This window comes from Priestia sp. ST2, from assembly GCF_055810735.1.
In genome coordinates this window covers 204,812-221,131 of sequence record NZ_JBVVNT010000002.1, presented here as the reverse complement: position 1 = coordinate 221,131, position 16,320 = coordinate 204,812, and the positions used below count along the sequence as shown (strand labels likewise).

The 16,320-nt window shown below is 38.6% G+C and carries 15 protein-coding genes; 4 read left to right on the top strand and 11 right to left on the bottom strand.

All coding sequences use genetic code 11. The features are described 5' to 3' along the window. Positions 1–184: 184 nt before the first annotated feature. The gene (locus AC0KUU_RS07530) at positions 185–784 is read right to left on the bottom strand and encodes a TlpA family protein disulfide reductase (protein WP_043982833.1); all 600 of its coding nucleotides are present in this window, start codon (positions 782–784) and stop codon (positions 185–187) included. 195 nt (positions 785–979) lie between these two features. Further along, positions 980–3,700 carry an aconitate hydratase AcnA gene (gene acnA / locus AC0KUU_RS07525; protein WP_043982835.1) on the bottom strand — a complete coding sequence of 907 codons (2,721 nt, stop codon included), beginning with the start codon at positions 3,698–3,700 and terminating at the stop codon, positions 980–982. Positions 3,701–3,921: 221 nt separating this feature from the next. Between acnA and sspO the strand changes: the two genes are divergently transcribed. From sspO to ku, 4 genes are all read left to right on the top strand, one after another. Next, positions 3,922–4,071, top strand: a complete 150-nt coding sequence (gene sspO / locus AC0KUU_RS07520) for a small acid-soluble spore protein O (RefSeq protein WP_013083371.1) — start codon at positions 3,922–3,924, stop codon at positions 4,069–4,071. A 212-nt stretch (positions 4,072–4,283) separates the two neighbouring features. Beyond that, positions 4,284–4,424: a small acid-soluble spore protein P gene (locus AC0KUU_RS07515; RefSeq protein WP_013057256.1), complete on the top strand. Its 141-nt coding sequence runs from the start codon at positions 4,284–4,286 to the stop codon at positions 4,422–4,424. 152 nt (positions 4,425–4,576) lie between these two features. Next, the gene (locus AC0KUU_RS07510; RefSeq protein ID WP_043982838.1) at positions 4,577–5,017 is read left to right on the top strand and encodes an Hsp20/alpha crystallin family protein; all 441 of its coding nucleotides are present in this window, start codon (positions 4,577–4,579) and stop codon (positions 5,015–5,017) included. Between the two features lie 150 nt (positions 5,018–5,167). After that, complete coding sequence (gene ku / locus AC0KUU_RS07505) at positions 5,168–6,001, top strand: non-homologous end joining protein Ku (protein ID WP_043982839.1); 834 nt, start codon at positions 5,168–5,170, stop codon at positions 5,999–6,001. Positions 6,002–6,022: 21 nt separating this feature from the next. Here ku and AC0KUU_RS07500 read toward each other — a convergent pair whose 3' ends face one another. The 9 genes from AC0KUU_RS07500 to AC0KUU_RS07460 form a co-directional block, all read right to left on the bottom strand. Beyond that, positions 6,023–6,421 (bottom strand): hypothetical protein, encoded by a 399-nt coding sequence (locus tag AC0KUU_RS07500; RefSeq protein ID WP_013057259.1) that lies wholly within the window; start codon positions 6,419–6,421, stop codon positions 6,023–6,025. A gap of 186 nt (positions 6,422–6,607) precedes the next feature. Beyond that, a complete protein-coding gene (locus AC0KUU_RS07495) occupies positions 6,608–8,320 on the bottom strand; it encodes a DUF2357 domain-containing protein (RefSeq protein WP_043982840.1) in 1,713 nt (570 codons plus the stop codon). Continuing rightward, entirely contained in the window at positions 8,274–9,908 is a 1,635-nt protein-coding gene (locus tag AC0KUU_RS07490; protein ID WP_043982841.1) for an MrcB family domain-containing protein, read from the bottom strand. The genes AC0KUU_RS07495 and AC0KUU_RS07490 overlap by 47 nt, the downstream gene beginning before the upstream one ends. Positions 9,909–10,328: 420 nt before the next feature. Continuing rightward, positions 10,329–10,781 (bottom strand): hypothetical protein, encoded by a 453-nt coding sequence (locus AC0KUU_RS07485; protein WP_029322049.1) that lies wholly within the window; start codon positions 10,779–10,781, stop codon positions 10,329–10,331. A gap of 71 nt (positions 10,782–10,852) precedes the next feature. Continuing rightward, positions 10,853–11,332, bottom strand: coding sequence for a (2Fe-2S)-binding protein (locus AC0KUU_RS07480; protein WP_034651629.1), 480 nt, complete (start codon positions 11,330–11,332; stop codon positions 10,853–10,855). Position 11,333: 1 nt separating this feature from the next. Then, positions 11,334–12,167, bottom strand: a complete 834-nt coding sequence (locus AC0KUU_RS07475; protein ID WP_043982844.1) for an FAD binding domain-containing protein — start codon at positions 12,165–12,167, stop codon at positions 11,334–11,336. Beyond that, positions 12,154–14,484 (bottom strand): xanthine dehydrogenase family protein molybdopterin-binding subunit, encoded by a 2,331-nt coding sequence (locus AC0KUU_RS07470; protein ID WP_180976315.1) that lies wholly within the window; start codon positions 14,482–14,484, stop codon positions 12,154–12,156. Before AC0KUU_RS07470 ends, AC0KUU_RS07475 begins: the two co-directional genes overlap by 14 nt. Positions 14,485–14,502: 18 nt before the next feature. Beyond that, positions 14,503–15,147, bottom strand: a complete 645-nt coding sequence (locus tag AC0KUU_RS07465) for an NTP transferase domain-containing protein (RefSeq protein ID WP_340597262.1) — start codon at positions 15,145–15,147, stop codon at positions 14,503–14,505. Between the two features lie 2 nt (positions 15,148–15,149). Continuing rightward, positions 15,150–16,154 carry an XdhC family protein gene (locus AC0KUU_RS07460; RefSeq protein ID WP_322552091.1) on the bottom strand — a complete coding sequence of 335 codons (1,005 nt, stop codon included), beginning with the start codon at positions 16,152–16,154 and terminating at the stop codon, positions 15,150–15,152. Positions 16,155–16,320 lie beyond the last annotated feature (166 nt).

The following is a 16,320-nucleotide window of genomic DNA, read 5'->3' as shown; positions in this document are numbered from 1 at the left end:
ATGAAAAATCTGAAAAATCTAAAGAAACTGATATCATATAACTATCTATATTGTAACCAATTTGTCAGATAAGTAAACATACTTTTTTGAAAAGTTGTAAGAAAGTTTGACATGTTTAATGACTTATCTATATATACGATGATATAGTAAATAAGTTTCATGTTTAATAAAACAAGCAGCGAAGTTAATTCGCTGCTTGTTGAGCAAAGTTTTCCATTTGTTTAAGCGTCATTGGACCATTCACTCTTTGAACAATTTTCCCTTCTTCATCTATAAAGTAAGATGTCGGAATGGTGGAGACTCGATATTTTTTACTTCCTACATTATCTTGGTCGTCCACTAATACACGAAACGTAAACTGTTTTTCTTTAAGAAACTTAGATACTGCCTGTTTACTGCCTTCCGACGAAGTTAAATTAACCGCAAGCAGCTGTACATCGTTTCCATATTTCTCGTAAAACGCTTGCATATCGGGCATTTCTTTTTGACATGGCGGACACCATGTTGCCCAAAAGTTTAAAATGACTTTTTTTCCTTTAAAGTCCGATAATTGAACAGATTTCCCGCTCGTATCTGACAGTGTAAACGGAGGCGCTGTATCTTTTGGTTCCAACCCATAAGCTTGACCCGAAGCCTGACGAGCACTATCGCCTTTTTTGATATTTAAATCCTTGTATTCGCTTAAGTTAGAATTATCGGATGCTTCATTTGGAGAAAGCCCTTGCCAAAGTGCGTAGCTAAGAAAGCCTACTAGAAGCAAGACCGCAATTATTTTTTTAACCATATGATCGGCTCCTTTATTTCTTCTAAAAAGTGATAATCTATGTACTAATAGATATGTGCAATATCTACTAAAATAATCCTTTTATAGGGCATTTTCTTTTATAATATAGCATATTCCCCTCTCACTTTTTGTCGAAAACGGTGCGTTTGCATAAAAAAAGAGCGGCTCACGAGAACCGCTCTTTTTCTTTATAACTTACGCATGTGTTTTAGACTGTAATTTATCACGAAGCACCATTTGAAGGATACCACCGTGGCGATAGTAATCAATTTCAACTTCACTATCGAAACGAACCAGTACTTCAAATTCTTTTTTATTTCCAGCTTCATCAGTTGCTGTTACTTTTATAAAATCACGTGGTTTTACTGTTTCATCAACTGCTACTGCAATTGTTTCTTTTCCAGTTAAACCTAATGTATCCGCGCTTTCACCATCTTTAAATTGAAGAGGTAAAACACCCATTAATACTAGGTTTGAACGGTGAATACGCTCGAAGCTTTCAGCGATTACTGTTTTAATACCTAAAAGATTTGTTCCTTTTGCTGCCCAGTCACGAGAACTTCCCATGCCGTAATCTTTGCCTGCAAGTACAACAAGACCTGTATCTTGCTCTTTGTATTTCATACAAGCATCATAAATGCTCATTACGTCATTTGTTGGCCAGTACGTTGTCCAGCCGCCTTCTGTACCAGGAGCTACTTGGTTTTTAATACGGATGTTTGCAAACGTACCGCGCATCATCACTTCATGGTTACCACGACGAGAACCATATGAGTTAAAGTCTTTTGGCTCTACACCGTTTTCTTGAAGGTAAAGACCTGCAGGTGATGTTTTTGCAATTGAACCCGCTGGTGAAATGTGATCCGTTGTCACTGAGTCACCAAATTTCGCTACTACGCGAAGATCATTTAACGGTTCTACTTCACCTGGTTCTTCTGATAAGCCTTCAAAGAAAGGTGGGTTTTGAATGTACGTTGAATCATTCTCCCACGTATAAAGCGCATCTTCGCTTGTTTTAATTTCATTCCAGCGTTCGTTATCATCGAATACGCGCTCATACTCGTTACGGAATAATTCAGGCGTTACGGTACGGCTAACAACTTCTTTAATTTCATCTTGAGAAGGCCAGATGTCGCTAAAGAATACTTCATTGCCGTCTGTATCAATGCCGATTGGATCTTTTTGTAAATCTACATCTACTGTTCCAGCCAGTGCATATGCTACAACAAGCGGCGGAGAAGCAAGGTAGTTACCTTTTACTAATGGATGAATACGTCCTTCAAAGTTACGGTTTCCTGAAAGAACAGACGTTACAAGCAAGTCGCTATCTGCAATCGCTGCTTCAATTTCAGCTTCTAATGGACCAGAGTTACCGATACAAGTCGTACAGCCATAACCTACGATGTTAAAGCCGATTTTATCTAAGTATGGAAGCAGCCCTGAATTTTGCAGGTAAGCCGTTACTACTTTTGAACCTGGTGCTAAAGAAGTTTTCACGTAAGCTGGAACATCCAATCCTTTTTCTACCGCTTTTTTCGCAACTAAACCAGCTGCTACTAATACGTAAGGATTTGATGTGTTCGTACAGCTTGTGATAGCCGCAATGGCAATGGCACCTGTTTTCATTGTTGTTTCTGAACCGTCTCCAAGCTTAAACGTAATTTCTTTATCCACGTCTTTAGCATCAAGTCCGAAGCTTTGGTTGCTAACAGGAGCTGTTAAAGCCTTCTTGAATTCTGTTTGCATTTGAGAAAGTGGAATTAAATCTTGCGGACGCTTTGGACCAGAAAGATTTGCTTCAATCTCAGCAAGGTTAATCTCAACAACGTCAGTGAAAATTGGATCTTCATTTTCTGGTGTGAAGAATAAACCATTTGCTTTTGTATATTGTTCGACAACCTGAATGTCTTTTTCATCTCTTCCTGTTAAACGCATATATGCTAATGCTTCTGCGTCAACTGGGAAGAATCCACATGTTGCACCGTATTCAGGAGCCATATTAGCGATTGTTGCACGGTCAGCTAATGGAAGTTCTGCTACGCCAGGACCGAAGAATTCCACGAATTTTCCGACTACTCCTTTTTGACGAAGCACTTGCGTAACTTTTAACGCTAAGTCTGTAGCTGTAGTGCCGTTTGGTAATTCACCAACAAGTTTAACACCGATTACTTCAGGAACTGGGAAATAAGAAGGTTGACCAAGCATACCTGCTTCCGCTTCAATACCGCCAACACCCCATCCTAAAACACCGATACCATTAATCATCGTTGTATGAGAGTCAGTACCTACTAGAGAATCAGGGAAAGCTACAAATTCACCATCTTCTTCAACAGCATGAACAACGTTTGCTAAATATTCTAAATTTACTTGGTGCACGATACCTGTAGCTGGTGGCACTGCACGATAGTTATTAAATGATTTTTGAGCCCAGCTTAAGAAATTATAGCGCTCTGTATTACGTTGAAACTCGAGGTCCATATTAATTCGTAATGAGTCAGCTGTACCTGCTTTATCAACTTGTACGGAGTGGTCGACAACGAGGTCTACTGGAATTTCTGGATTGATTTTGTCAGGATCTCCTCCTAAATCAGCCATTGCTTTACGAAGTGACGCTAAGTCTACAACCGCTGGAACTCCAGTGAAATCTTGAAGAATAACACGAGATGGTTTGAAAGGAACATCGATATCTTTAATATCTTTTGTTCCCCATTTTGCAAGGTTTTCGACGTGTTCTTTTGTAATAACACGGCCATCTACCTGACGAAGAACAGATTCTAATAATACTTTAATTGAATACGGCAGCTTAGATACATTACCTAAACCTGCTTCCTCTAAAGCTTGTAAGCGGTAATAATTATATGTGCTGCCATTAAGATCGAATGACGAACGAGCGTTGAAAACGTCTTTTTTAGTCATTGCTTTTACCCCCTTAAAATTCTATGTATAAAGGATTTACTTACCCCATCCTCTATTCCCTTCACCATCTATCTTAATATAATATTATACATAAGTAAATAAAAAGAATGTTATTAATTAACATAAGTTTCACTTATAACCTTTTTCCATTCTCCTTTTATTTTTCTAATAATTCATATTTCATTGATTTTTACGCATGCTAGAAACGGAGGTGATTCAACATGGCTAAACGTAAGTCAAACCACGTCATTCCTGGAGCTAACGCGGCTAGCGCTCAAGGAAAAGGAGCGGGTTATAATGAAGAGTTTTCAAATGAACCATTAACGGAACAACAGAAACAAAATAATAAAAAACGCAAAAAAAATCAATAAAACAATCTCTTATTGGATATACTAATCACTAGTTAGAAAAGCAAAATCGTTTAACTCCATGAAATCTAACGAGAAGGCGTCATTATATATGACGCTTTTTTCCTGTTCCCATTTCCTGTTTTTGTTAAACCTATTTTTAGAAAGGGGAATTTTTCATCGGATAAATTTCCTGTCACTATCCTACCCTAATAAATGAAAGGGAGGCTTTAACTATGAACAAAAACAGCAGCAAAGACATCAGAAGAAATGCGCCAAAAAGCAATTCTGGACAGCCAGAACCGCTAAGCGGATCTCATAAAGTAAAAAACCGTAAGCATTCTCGCCAAAAACACAATAGCGGACATGATATGTAAAACAGCGGCAAGCTCTCTATAGAGCTTGCTTTTTTATGCGTAGAAAAGACAGCTAGTACTTCAAGCTTATTCTTTGCGCAGGAGTTCACTAAGTACATAAACGCGCATATGATAGTAAAGTGAAACAGTTTAAATAATGGAGGAACGCAGAAATGAAAAACAAGCGTCTGCCAGCAGACCAAATGTTTGTAAAAGGCTTTCAAGAGTTGTTAGAAGTCATGCTTTCAAATCCCTTTATGAGTTATTTAGATTATGATTCCGTTCGTATAGATTTATTTGAAACAGAACAATCATTTATTGTCGAAGCTGAATTATTAGGGTATCACCCTAAGGATATTATCGTTCAAATAAAAGCTGACCACTTACAGCTGACAGCCAAAAAATACTGCATTAGAGAATTTCATGATGAAAAGCAAGGAACGCTTGCAAGAGAACAAATGGAAGAAAGCGTTGAACGTACAATCGACTTTCCATTTCCATTGATGAATAAAAAAATTACCGCTACATTTAGTAACGAAATCCTTGAAATTACGATTTCTAAACATGAGACAAATGAATCTAATCAGCAAATAGTCCCTATTGATTTCCAATAAAGCTGCAGATGTTGTCTCTGCAGCTTTATTGGAACTATTTAATTGTTTATTTAGCACATAGTTTTTTAAGAATATTCTTCTTTTCAAAACAATGGGATATCTAATTTATTTTACGGCACACTACTAAAAAAGAGGAAAAGGAGAACGTTTATGCTTCATACTGCCTGGAAAGGTAAAATCAGCTTTGGATTAATTGATATCCCTATTAAACTGCACGGAGCAATTGAAGAAAAAGATGTAAAGCTGCGCACGCTACACTCCGTTTGCCATACACCTATTCATCAAGAAAAACATTGCCAAACGTGTGGACGAGAAGTAGAATCCGATGAACTGGTTAAAGGATACGAAACCGCGACCGGTCAGTTTGTTGTACTTTCACAACAGGAAATCGACAGTGTCAAAGAGCCCTTTACAGCAAACAAAGCCGTTGAATTGTTACACTTTGTTTCGTTAGATGACATTGATCCCCTGTTTTTTGATAAGCCCTACTATATTTCTCCTGGGGAAACAAGCCTAAAAGCTTATTATACTTTATTAAATGCACTTGAAATAACGAATAAAGTCGGTATTGCGGATGTATTTTTATATTCCAAACAGCAAATGGCAATTATTCGTTCCATGGGCGGATCTCTTGTTCTTCACACAATGCATTTTGAAGAAGAGCTTCGTTCAGTCACAGATGTGCCTAACTTATCCAGTACTTCTTCCATTAATGAAAGTGATACACAAGTGACGGTGGAATTAATTGATAAGCTATCTACTTCTTTTAATCCATCTATTTACAAAAACAACTACCGAGACGCCTTACAAAACGTCATTCAACAAAAAATAAATCAAGGCGAAGTTACAAAAGGCAGCGGAAGCGAAGAACGAGATATTCGACATTTAATGGAAATGTTAAAAGTGAGCATAGATCCTTCTACTTTACATCCGACAAAATCAACAGCAGAGAAAAAAACTTCATCCTTAAAAAAGAAAGCATAAAAAAGCTAACGAAGAAATTCGTTAGCTTTCATTTGCAACAGAAGTCTTAGGAACAATAGTTCCATATGACGCCGGTATTTTTAAATATTGCGTTACTTGATTATTTTCTACAAAGACAATAAAGTTATCTTTTTTATCTTTTCCAATACCTTTTGCTTTTGCTTCAGACCACGTGAAGCCCAGCTTTTCATTTACCTCACTGCGAGTCGTTTCCGGTCCAAAAACATATACTTTATCCCATCTAAAATCACATAATTCATTAAAATCAAGGATGGAAGCTTCTTCTTTACTTTGATTTGTTTTTTTAATTTCATTAATTACAGTTTGCTGAAGTTGCGCTTGGTTGCGTTCGCTGTATACCCTGTCAATAAAAAAAGTTGCCAATAGCGCTACTAACGTGAATAGTAGAATCTTTTTCACTTCGTTGTCCTCCTGAAACGTTCTCTGCACATGATACGACTTCTTTTCGATACGATTTTATTCTCTACTATTCTAGAAAATTCAACAGGAAAATACAACTAAAATCTCGAAATGTCATCAAAACATAAAAAACTTAACACTATGTCAACGCATAAAAAAAGACTTGTTCACTTTCTATCTATTCACCTACTCAGCGCTGAAAAAATGTGGTTCTACCGTACAAATAGCTTCAATAAATTCTTCTACTAACCCTTCTTCTCCCGGCAAAAAAGGCAGCGCACCAACTCCAACACGTTCAATACTTTTATAAAAATGATGCTGCTTATAGCTCTTTGCTTTCCCTGGAAACAGCACAATCGCTGTTTGTACCGGTTTTATTCCATTTTCCTCTACAATAGCGTCTCGGTAACGATGCATGGTATTAATATCTTCTTCTCTAGGTGAAGGCGTATCGTGATTTGGTTTGATACGATACTTAGCGTCAAAAAGATATACACTTTTTTTCTCCCCTTGCTTTACTTCAAGCAGTAAGTCAGGCTTTTGAATAACGGTATGAGTATGATGGTATGCTTTCTGATACCATAGCGTGACTTCTGCTTTCCCCACTTGAAAACGATGATAAGACGGCTGCATCCTGACGTTCAACCCTTGTTCTGTCGTTGTCATGATGTTTTGTTCTATCCGTTTGCCGTAAGTTTGCAACTTCTTTAAAAGACTAACATACGTCCAGTATTCATAGAGAGTTGCGATATCTTTTAATGAAAGGTGGTAAAACTCTCCGTTAAGAGCCAACCCTCGCGTTAAGAACATAAAGTATCTGCTTGCTTCCCGGTAGCGGGGTGCCGTACGCAGTGTAGGAGGAAGAGTTGAAGCTTGTAGGGTCTTCACCCGTTGCCAAAACGCATTATTTAACAGTCTTTTTAATTCGGCATGATTAGTTTCTAGAGCCGATACGGCTTCTTTTTTTACATATCTATCTTCTATCAATTTGTCAATTAGGGCAGTTAGCTTATGATACAGCTGCGTCATCATCCATTTTACACTTTGATTTTCCAGATTATCATAGGTAGACACATGCCTGGTGCCAATCGCTTTTGTGGGTACTACTTTTATATTTCGATTAATTTTAATCCCCCTGCTTGAAGGTGCAAGATAGGTAGGGTGGGTTCGGACAAAAGATATAGCACGGCTATCTTGTTTTTTTATTTGATCGCCTCTCATGAGCTCATGTTCAACTTTTACCGATTGAAACGGCTGATTTTCAATCTGACGCACAGAATGAAGAAAGGGTTTCATATAGTGAGAGAGAACATGATAAAATTCTGTCCATGTTGCTTGCTTAGACCAAACAGATTTGGCTTGAATATATGTTTTACGAAGCATATCGTATGCCAAATCATGAATGTATCCGTTCACTTCATCGACCATGTGTACATAGTCTGTCTTGTAGCTCATCTTTGAAGGGAAAATTTCAAGAGTAAAGGAGAGCTCTTTTTCTCTTTCGCTGTAAACATGAAACGTAGAATACCCTACTTCATTTTGAAAGCTTATATTTCCCGTCAAAATGTAGGGAAATCCTACGCTTTGAAAGCTTTGTTCAACTGCTTTTGAATCGTGGTTAACAAACAGTCTTGTTTGATTTTTAGAAACAACTGTAATTTGATAGGTTTCATTTTCAAAAAATAAAGGCTCAAGCGGCGGTTTTGAAGTCATCATGCCTTTTGTTTGATTTAATACTTTTACATGTGTAATTCCTTTTCCTGTACAAGAAAAAAACATCACTTCTTCTGCAGATTTTATTTTTTTCTTATTTTTCCCTTTTATAACCACCGTACACGTGTCAGTTTCAATTTCAACGTACGGTATTAATCCAAAATGACGTGTATCCGTATACTTCAAAACGTCTCATCATCTCCATTATTTTGCGTGCGCTTTTAGGAAATCTCATTCCATCTGCATTTACGACAGCTGTCTCAAATTCATCATCTAACAGCGTATTTGTACAGTAATAATAAAGGTTTTTTAATAAATCAAATGTGTACCCATCACTTCCTGAAATACGAGGCAAAACTTTTTGCAAAACCTGAAAATCAAACGCCTGATCAAATGTAAACATTCCGCTTTTCACCGCGTAAATTAAATAAAAGCATATTTCGTCGCGTACGCGGTAACCTATTTGTAAATCGACTTCTATAAGCATCTCATTGATGGTTAGCAGTTCATTTGTTACTTCGTGAATGAGCTCAGCATGTTCAACATACGCATCTTTTAAGTGAACATATTGACTTTGAATTTGTACATTTTGAATGCCGTGCTGAGACGGATCTTTATCATCTAAAAAATCAAAAGAATCTAGTTGAATCTTATTTAACTCAATGGTGTTGGTACGATCTAACAACTTTTGACTAAACCCATGAGTTGTTTCATCCATATTAATTGTACCGATAATGAGAAGATTAGATGGCAAATAAATATCTCGGAACATCTTATGTCCCGGGAATAACGGAGCCGTTTTGATTTTCCCTTTTGACCAGCTCCTGCTTTCCATCACGCTTAAAATATCGCTAAAATAATGTTCAACTCGAGCTAAGTTCATTTCATCCAATATGGCAACATATGTGTAAGCTGGATGCTGAATGGCTTGCTGCATAATGGACAGAAACGATCCTCTTCGAAAATCTCCTCTTAAATCAATATATCCTAATAAATCTGAACTATCGTGCCAATCGGGTCGAACCGGAATGAGCACTTGTCTTCCATTTTCAATCGTGGCACCGATACTATCTGCTAAGAGCTGAGCAAGCTTTGTTTTTCCTGTCCCGCTCATTCCGGATAAAACAATAAACGGTTTAGTCTTTAAAGCAAAGTAGGCGTTGGCTATATCATGTCGTTCATATGTAAATCCAGATTTCCTAATATACTCATGAATATGGACGATGGCGTCTTTGTCTCCAATCATCTCTTTGCTCATTCCGTATGTTTTTATATACTGTTCATGCATACTTAGCAGTAAATGCAAGTCCTCTTGCAGCTGATCATTGCTAGGTAAGTCTGCTATATTGTAAGGAAGGTAAAGAGCTACTCTATCCTCAAAGCTTTTCGCTTCCATGCTTGTACCAATGACAATATGATTATCTTTCAATACGCGGGCATGTTCAGGAGTAAAAAATCGAATGTCTTTCAGATCTGTTCCTTCTTCTGAGTCTCCTCTCATCATGACTAAGTAAATACGCTGACCGTCTTCACTGAATAAATACGCGACCATCACGTCACTCTCTATATTCTTATTCGCAAGGGTCACGTAAGGAAATGTTTCAGCGTGGTGTCCCGATATACGCATTTCTTCTCGATTTATATGCTCCAATCGATAAAGAGAAATCGGAAGCCTGCGTGTAAGCATATTTTCTATTTCATGTTTTACAAGTACGTCTCCACCCATTTGTTTATAATGTTCCGCTACATACAGCAGCCGCTCGCGCAAACTCATCGAATTCTCTCCTTTCTGCCTTCACTGCAGTTTGTAAAAATAAAAAGCATCGTCAGCTGACCACGCAAAAGGTTCATTTCTTTTATTATAGACGCTTTCTTCGTATAGTAAGCTATTTTATAACGTTAGGAAACACTACATTATTCTTTTCTCTACATACATGTTTATGTTCATTTTAATGAAACATGACAGAAAAGAAAAGCGTTAGGGGCTTAATGAATGAAGGGGCAATGATATGAACAGAAAAATAAGCAGCTTGTGTGCCCAAGGATAAAACACCCATTATGCTACATGATTATTTAACATCTGATGCTTTTGGCTGAGTAAAGAAAAAGATAAAAATAATAAGCGGCAGGGCGATAAGAAAAATACTCGTCTCTGAAGGTCTTACTGTAGGTATATCCGTTAATGACATTTTAATCAGTCCTTTGTAAATTTTTCAACTAAGTCAGGATTTACATAAAAATGTTTTGATACGGTACGATGAAAAAACTGAGAGGATTGATTCAGTTCACTTAATGCAGGTTCTGTTTTGGGAACGCCAAAAATAGGTCCGCTTACGTTAATGGTAAACCTTCCAGAAGAAATAAAGGCGCCCGACACATTGATCTGGTTATTAAGCAGCAAAGCCGCAAGAAACACATCAATCATATCAATAATAATATTAATTCCCACATTTCCGTCTTTTCCTTCGATGCGACTGGTTCCTGTAATAGGTCCGCCTACTGAAACACGAAAAGCTCCGGGTGTCACAAATACTCCTATAATTGTTATTTGGCCAGTTAATAATAATATGGCTGTTACTACATCAAGATCTCGTTGAATGGCAAAGATAAGTTCCCTTTCTTTGTCAAAGCCGCTTTTCCATTCCACATTCTCCACACCCTTAGCACATACTATTCTAAACACGTGTAAGTGTTATTCTAATTCTGCTTTTTCTTTTCTCACTCGCGCTCAGAAAAGTGTAAAACAGATTTTACTGCGTCTTCAATTTCTTTATACCCTGTACATCTGCATATATTGGAAGCTAACCACTCCTTTATAATATCGTCACTGCCTGAAGGATGGCGTTTGGAAAGCAAATGAGCATTCATAATAAAACCCGATGTACAATAACCGCACTGAAAAGCAAAATGTTCAATAAAAGCTTTTTGCATAGGTGAACTCTTCAGTCCTTCTATAGTCATTATTTCTTTCTCTTCTGCTTCTGCCGCTAACATGAGGCAGGATTTCATTGGCCGCTGATTTATCCCTACTGTACAAGCTCCGCAGTCTCCATTTAAACAGCCTGGTTTTGCTCCGGTAAGGCCCAGCTTTTCTCTTAATACGTAAAGCAGCGTATCTGCTGTTCGGATATCAACCATTTTTTCTTCCCCATTAACCTTTAGCTTAACTGTTATTCTATACCCTTCATCTCTTAGCACATTACGTTCCTCCCAGCTCTTTGAAAATATCAATCAATAAATTTTTAATCACAAATTTGCGATATCGATCCGATCCTTCTCCATCATTTAAAATTGGAGCCGGTATATAATCAAGAGCAGTTTGAAGTCGATCTTCTAATGGAATGTCTTTCTGGTTTAGCACTTCTTCTACTTCAGCTGATCGAAAAGGAAACGAACATACTCCGCTGAAAGCTACTCGAATGTTTTCTTCTGTTTTTAAAGCTGCTACTGTAACTAGTGGATATCCTGTATCCCACTGCTGGCGCTCCTTTATACTCATATACGGGAGGTCAGCATACTTTGTTTCAACAAACACCTGAACAAGCAGCTCTCCTTTTTTCAGCTGCAAACGCCGCTGAAAAAGATCGTGAATCGAATGGAGCTTTATTCCACTGAGATCTGCCACTGCGAGTTGACTATCCGCTAGAAGGAGCGGCAATACGGCTTCTCGATAAAAGATATGCCCACAAATATTTCCTCCCAGCGTTATTTTATTTCGAGCCGTGTGATCAGCCACTTCGCTAGCAGACTTACTTAATAAAGGAAATAAGTTTTTCTCTTCCAGTTCAGTCAACGTTACACCTGCACCAAAAATCATCCAGTCTTCATCGGCTTCTGCTTTTTGAAACTCGGGTATATTTTTTATATCAATGACAGCATGGGTAACAAACAAACCCAACCTGCCCAATGTCAGAATTTCAGTGCCTCCAGCATAATAACGCGGCTGTTTGCCTTGATTCTCTAACTCTTGAAATAAGGCAACTGCTTCTGAAACGGTAGCAGGTTTGTGATATTCAAAGTCAAATGAAATCATCAGCATTCCCTTCTTTCATTCTCCAAATTAATTCTGGAATAAGCGGAAGGTGGTTTAATTCTGTTTCTGCTGCCACCGTTAAGCTGTTTCCTAAAGAAGCCGGCATACCAAGCAGCCCGTGTTCTCCCACTCCTCTAGCTCCGTAGGCCGCATCTAATTGAGGCGTATGAACAAAATCTACTACGTACTCCGGATGCTCTCCGTAGCGAAGAGGACGATATTTCCGAAGCTGAGGGTTTAAAATACGGCCATTTGAATCAAACCAAAATGTTTCTCTTCCGGCAAACGATAGGCCCATACTCATCGCTCCCATGACTTGCCCTCTTGCCATTTTCTCGTTTAACACGGTTCCTATGTCAATAACAGAGACTGCTTTTACAATACGATATCTATACGTTCTAGGGTTATATTCCACTTCAACTCCTTCAGCTGCTACCGTCCATTCAGGACCGGGACGCCCAGCTCCCGTTTCTTTATCCAAGTAGGTCATCCCTCTTAAAATATAATTGCCCCTCCCTATGATTTGCCCTCCAATTGCATTTCCGTTCGGATATTTATAACCATATACAATTTCTTTAAAGGCCAAGGAGGTTTCAGGCTCATCCCGTAAAAAAACTTTTTCATTTTTTATTTCGATATCTTCCTCAGAAGCTCGAAATATACAAGAAGCTATCTTTTTTAATTGGTTAATCACATCTTCAGCCGCTTCTAAAACCGCTCTTCCTGCCATAAAAGTGCCTCTGCTAGCCACCGTTTTCCAATGTTCAGGAGTCGTTTGAGTATCTACTTCCATTCGCACATGAATACGTTCCACGGGCATCTGCAATTTTTCAGCCAGTATTTGCGCGAGCACTGTTTTGGTCCCCGTACCTAATTCAATAACGCCAGACATTAAATTCACGCTTCCATCAGGATTGAATGTGAGAATAACACCTGAACCTGCGTTTGTTTCAATAGTGGAGGTTTTCCAGACGCAGCTAATCCCTTTGGCAGTAATAAGGCCGTTTTCATGAACTATTCTCTGCCCTTCCTCCCATTTCATTAGCTGCTTCAAGCGACGAATACATTCCGGTAAGTTACCAACGCTGCTAGAAGTTAAACGTACTTGCGTAGGCGTAGTATCACCCGGCAGAATAGCGTTTTTTTCTCTAAACTCCAAAGGATCTATACCTGCTTTTTTAGCAAGGATGTCCATCGTGCGCTCAAACGCAAATAATAGTTCCGAATGGCTAAATCCTCGAAAAGGGGAAGCGTAAGGGTGATTTGTATATACACATAATGAATCACAAAAAATATGTTCAAGACGATAAGGTCCCGTACAGTCAGCTGCTGCTGCTTTACTCAAGTCCGTTCCTTTATCTGCGTAAGCACCGCTGTCGAACAAATAAAGAATGTCAGCAGCCTGCAAGAGTCCCTCTTTAGAACAACCTAGCTTGATTTTGGCATCTAGACCTACGTGAGCAGGCGAAGTAAGCATATCTTCTTCTCTTGTGTTCAATATTTTAACCAGCCTTCCACCCACAGCTTTTGAAGCTAGATAAGCAAGCAGCTCTAGCTGAACAGCTGCTTTTCCTCCATACCCTCCTCCTACTAGCGGTGTTTCAACGATCACTTTTCCCGCTTCAATTTCAAAGTACTCACTGATTAATTTTTTGACCATAAAAGGAGCTTGAGAAGAAGTGATAATTTTAACTAATCCATTTGGAAGGATTTCAGCAGCGGCGCTTCTTGTTTCCATTGCCGCGTGATCTGAAGGAGATAGAGAAAATGTTTCTTCGACTATTAACTCACTTTTTTGCCAACCTTCTTCTATATTGCCTTTTCGAATTTTAACTCTGTTTGCTACGTTGGTGCCGGGCTCTGGATACACCGTTTCATCATGCTTGTAGATGTGCATATGTTCATGCACTAAAGGAGAATCAGGCTCAATAGCGGCGCTAGGAGAATGTACGACAGGCAACGGCTCATATTGAATATGAACGGAGCTCGCCGCACGCTCAGCGAGTGCAGGAGTTTCCGCTACTACCAGGACTACGGCTTCTCCGTGATAACGCACTTTTTCAAATGCAAGCGGTCGCCGGTCACGAACTCCTTCCCCGGTTAACGGCAAGTGCTCACCCGTCACAACCGCGTGAACACCGGGAATAGCAATCGCCGCTTGGACGTCTATGGCTTGAATCCTTGCATGAGCGTAAGGGCTGACTACTATTTTGGCATGCAGGGAGCCTTTAAACATGTAATCATTTGTGTATCGAGCCGTACCCGTTACTTTTTCCAATGCATCTTTTCGAATCACGCTTTTTCCAATGATCTCCACTCTTTTCACCTCCATCAATCAAAACAGTCGACGTTTCTCTTTGTATATCTTTTTAATGCGTTCATACCCTTGTTTTGTATCAACATCCATAAAAAGGGAAGCGTCGGTCCATTCGTAAAATATTCCATTTTCAGGTCCGCTTTGTCTTATAATTTTTCTTGCCCCTTGATCTCCTTGCAGCTTATCCAAGCTTGAAAACATTTGTTTTGAAAATAAAACCGGTGCTCTGGAAATTCCTTGATAAAAAGATGAAATAAATGGAACAGAAAAATGTTTTTCAAAAAGAGAAACAAATGTATCTATCAGCCCGATGCTTATAAGAGGCTGATCTGCCAACAGCACAATAATAGCATCAGCGTTTAATTCTTTTGCTTTTTTTAATCCGCATTTTAAAGACGCAGACTGATCTTTTAAGGCGCTACTACAAGAAGTATGACTCCACTTCTGCTGATATGCTTCTGAAAAAAGAATAGGGTCAATCCACTCCAGATGATCTCCTTTCTTAGTTACTACTATCGTATGATTTACTTTTGAAGAAACAGCTTTTCGTAAAGCTTTACTTCCCAAACATCCATTCCCTAAAGGCAGCAGCAGTTTATTTCTGCCCATCCTTTTACTAGCTCCTGCGGCAAGATAAACAGCAACAATATTTAACCCGGACATTTTCATCCCTTTTTTTCATCATACATTCGGAGGTTTTGAATTAGTTCAGCAAGAATACTAACAGCAATTTCCTGCGGTCCTACCGCTCCTATAGAAAGTCCTACCGGCGAATGAATGCGTGAAGAAATATCAGTATTCAATAATCGAAGTGTTCGCTTTTTAGATCCTAAAACTCCTATATACTTCACAGGGTTTGATTTTAATAGCGAGAGAATTTCTTGATCGCGATAAAAATTATGCGTCATGATCACAACAAAATCATCGCTTTGTATGGACAGCTGTTCGTCTACTTCCTCGGGAAATCCAATATGTATTTCCTCTGCTAGCGGAAAATGTTCCTTATTACATAAAGCCGGTCTCCAGTCGCATAAGGTAACAGAAAACCCCGTATTGGCAGCAAGTGATACTAAGTATTTTGCATCGGCACCTGCTCCCCAGATAACTAGACGAGGCTTTGGTTTATATAGATGAACATATGTGAGCAGGGAGCAATTTGAAAGTTGAATACCGCTCTTTCCCTTATTCCAATCATCTGTTGCAAAAGATGATGTGTCGCTATTTCCACCAAATATTTCGCCCGTCTTTTCTACATAAAAAGAGGTTGTTTGAATAAAGTTTTTTTCTAATTTTTTAATATGCAAAACAGGATTTCGGTTATCTAAATGACGTTTTACCCGCAAAAGATTTTGCTTCATCCTCGCAGTTACAGGTTCTAGGAGAATATAGAGAATTCCATTGCAGCCTGCTCCTTGTCCCCATCCTGCATCACCTTCTTCTTTTAAATTGTACGTAACGGTTAATACGTGCTCAGTGTCGAACAACTCTTTTACGCGCTCAGCAATATCTGCTTCTACACAACCAGCGCTTAACATCCCAATGTTCTCTCCATTTTCTTGAAACAGCATGGACGCTCCTTCTTTTAAATATGAGGATCCTTCTACATGAACAATCGTTGCCAACACACTTTTTACTGTTGATGTGTTTACAGCATGTAAAATATCGTGCATTTTTATTATTCCCTCCTTTTCCTCTCGAGGTTTTAAAATCTTTTCACGTTTTACACAGAACTACAATACGCTACAGTAGACCACTTCTACTCTCTGAATGAATCCATGTATTATTCATATTTTCAAAGAAGCTACAATAAGCTTTTAAAGACTTAGAAGAACTGTC

Coding starts and splice junctions, on each gene's coding strand:
- AC0KUU_RS07530 (WP_043982833.1), bottom strand. CDS start 784: ATGGTTAAAAAAATAATTGCGGTCTTGCTTCTAGTAGGCTTTCTTAGC.
- acnA (WP_043982835.1), bottom strand. CDS start 3,700: ATGACTAAAAAAGACGTTTTCAACGCTCGTTCGTCATTCGATCTTAAT.
- sspO (WP_013083371.1), top strand. CDS start 3,922: ATGGCTAAACGTAAGTCAAACCACGTCATTCCTGGAGCTAACGCGGCT.
- AC0KUU_RS07515 (WP_013057256.1), top strand. CDS start 4,284: ATGAACAAAAACAGCAGCAAAGACATCAGAAGAAATGCGCCAAAAAGC.
- AC0KUU_RS07510 (WP_043982838.1), top strand. CDS start 4,577: ATGAAAAACAAGCGTCTGCCAGCAGACCAAATGTTTGTAAAAGGCTTT.
- ku (WP_043982839.1), top strand. CDS start 5,168: ATGCTTCATACTGCCTGGAAAGGTAAAATCAGCTTTGGATTAATTGAT.
- AC0KUU_RS07490 (WP_043982841.1), bottom strand. CDS start 9,908: ATGAGTTTGCGCGAGCGGCTGCTGTATGTAGCGGAACATTATAAACAA.
- AC0KUU_RS07475 (WP_043982844.1), bottom strand. CDS start 12,167: ATGATTTCATTTGACTTTGAATATCACAAACCTGCTACCGTTTCAGAA.
- AC0KUU_RS07465 (WP_340597262.1), bottom strand. CDS start 15,147: ATGTCCGGGTTAAATATTGTTGCTGTTTATCTTGCCGCAGGAGCTAGT.
- AC0KUU_RS07460 (WP_322552091.1), bottom strand. CDS start 16,154: ATGCACGATATTTTACATGCTGTAAACACATCAACAGTAAAAAGTGTG.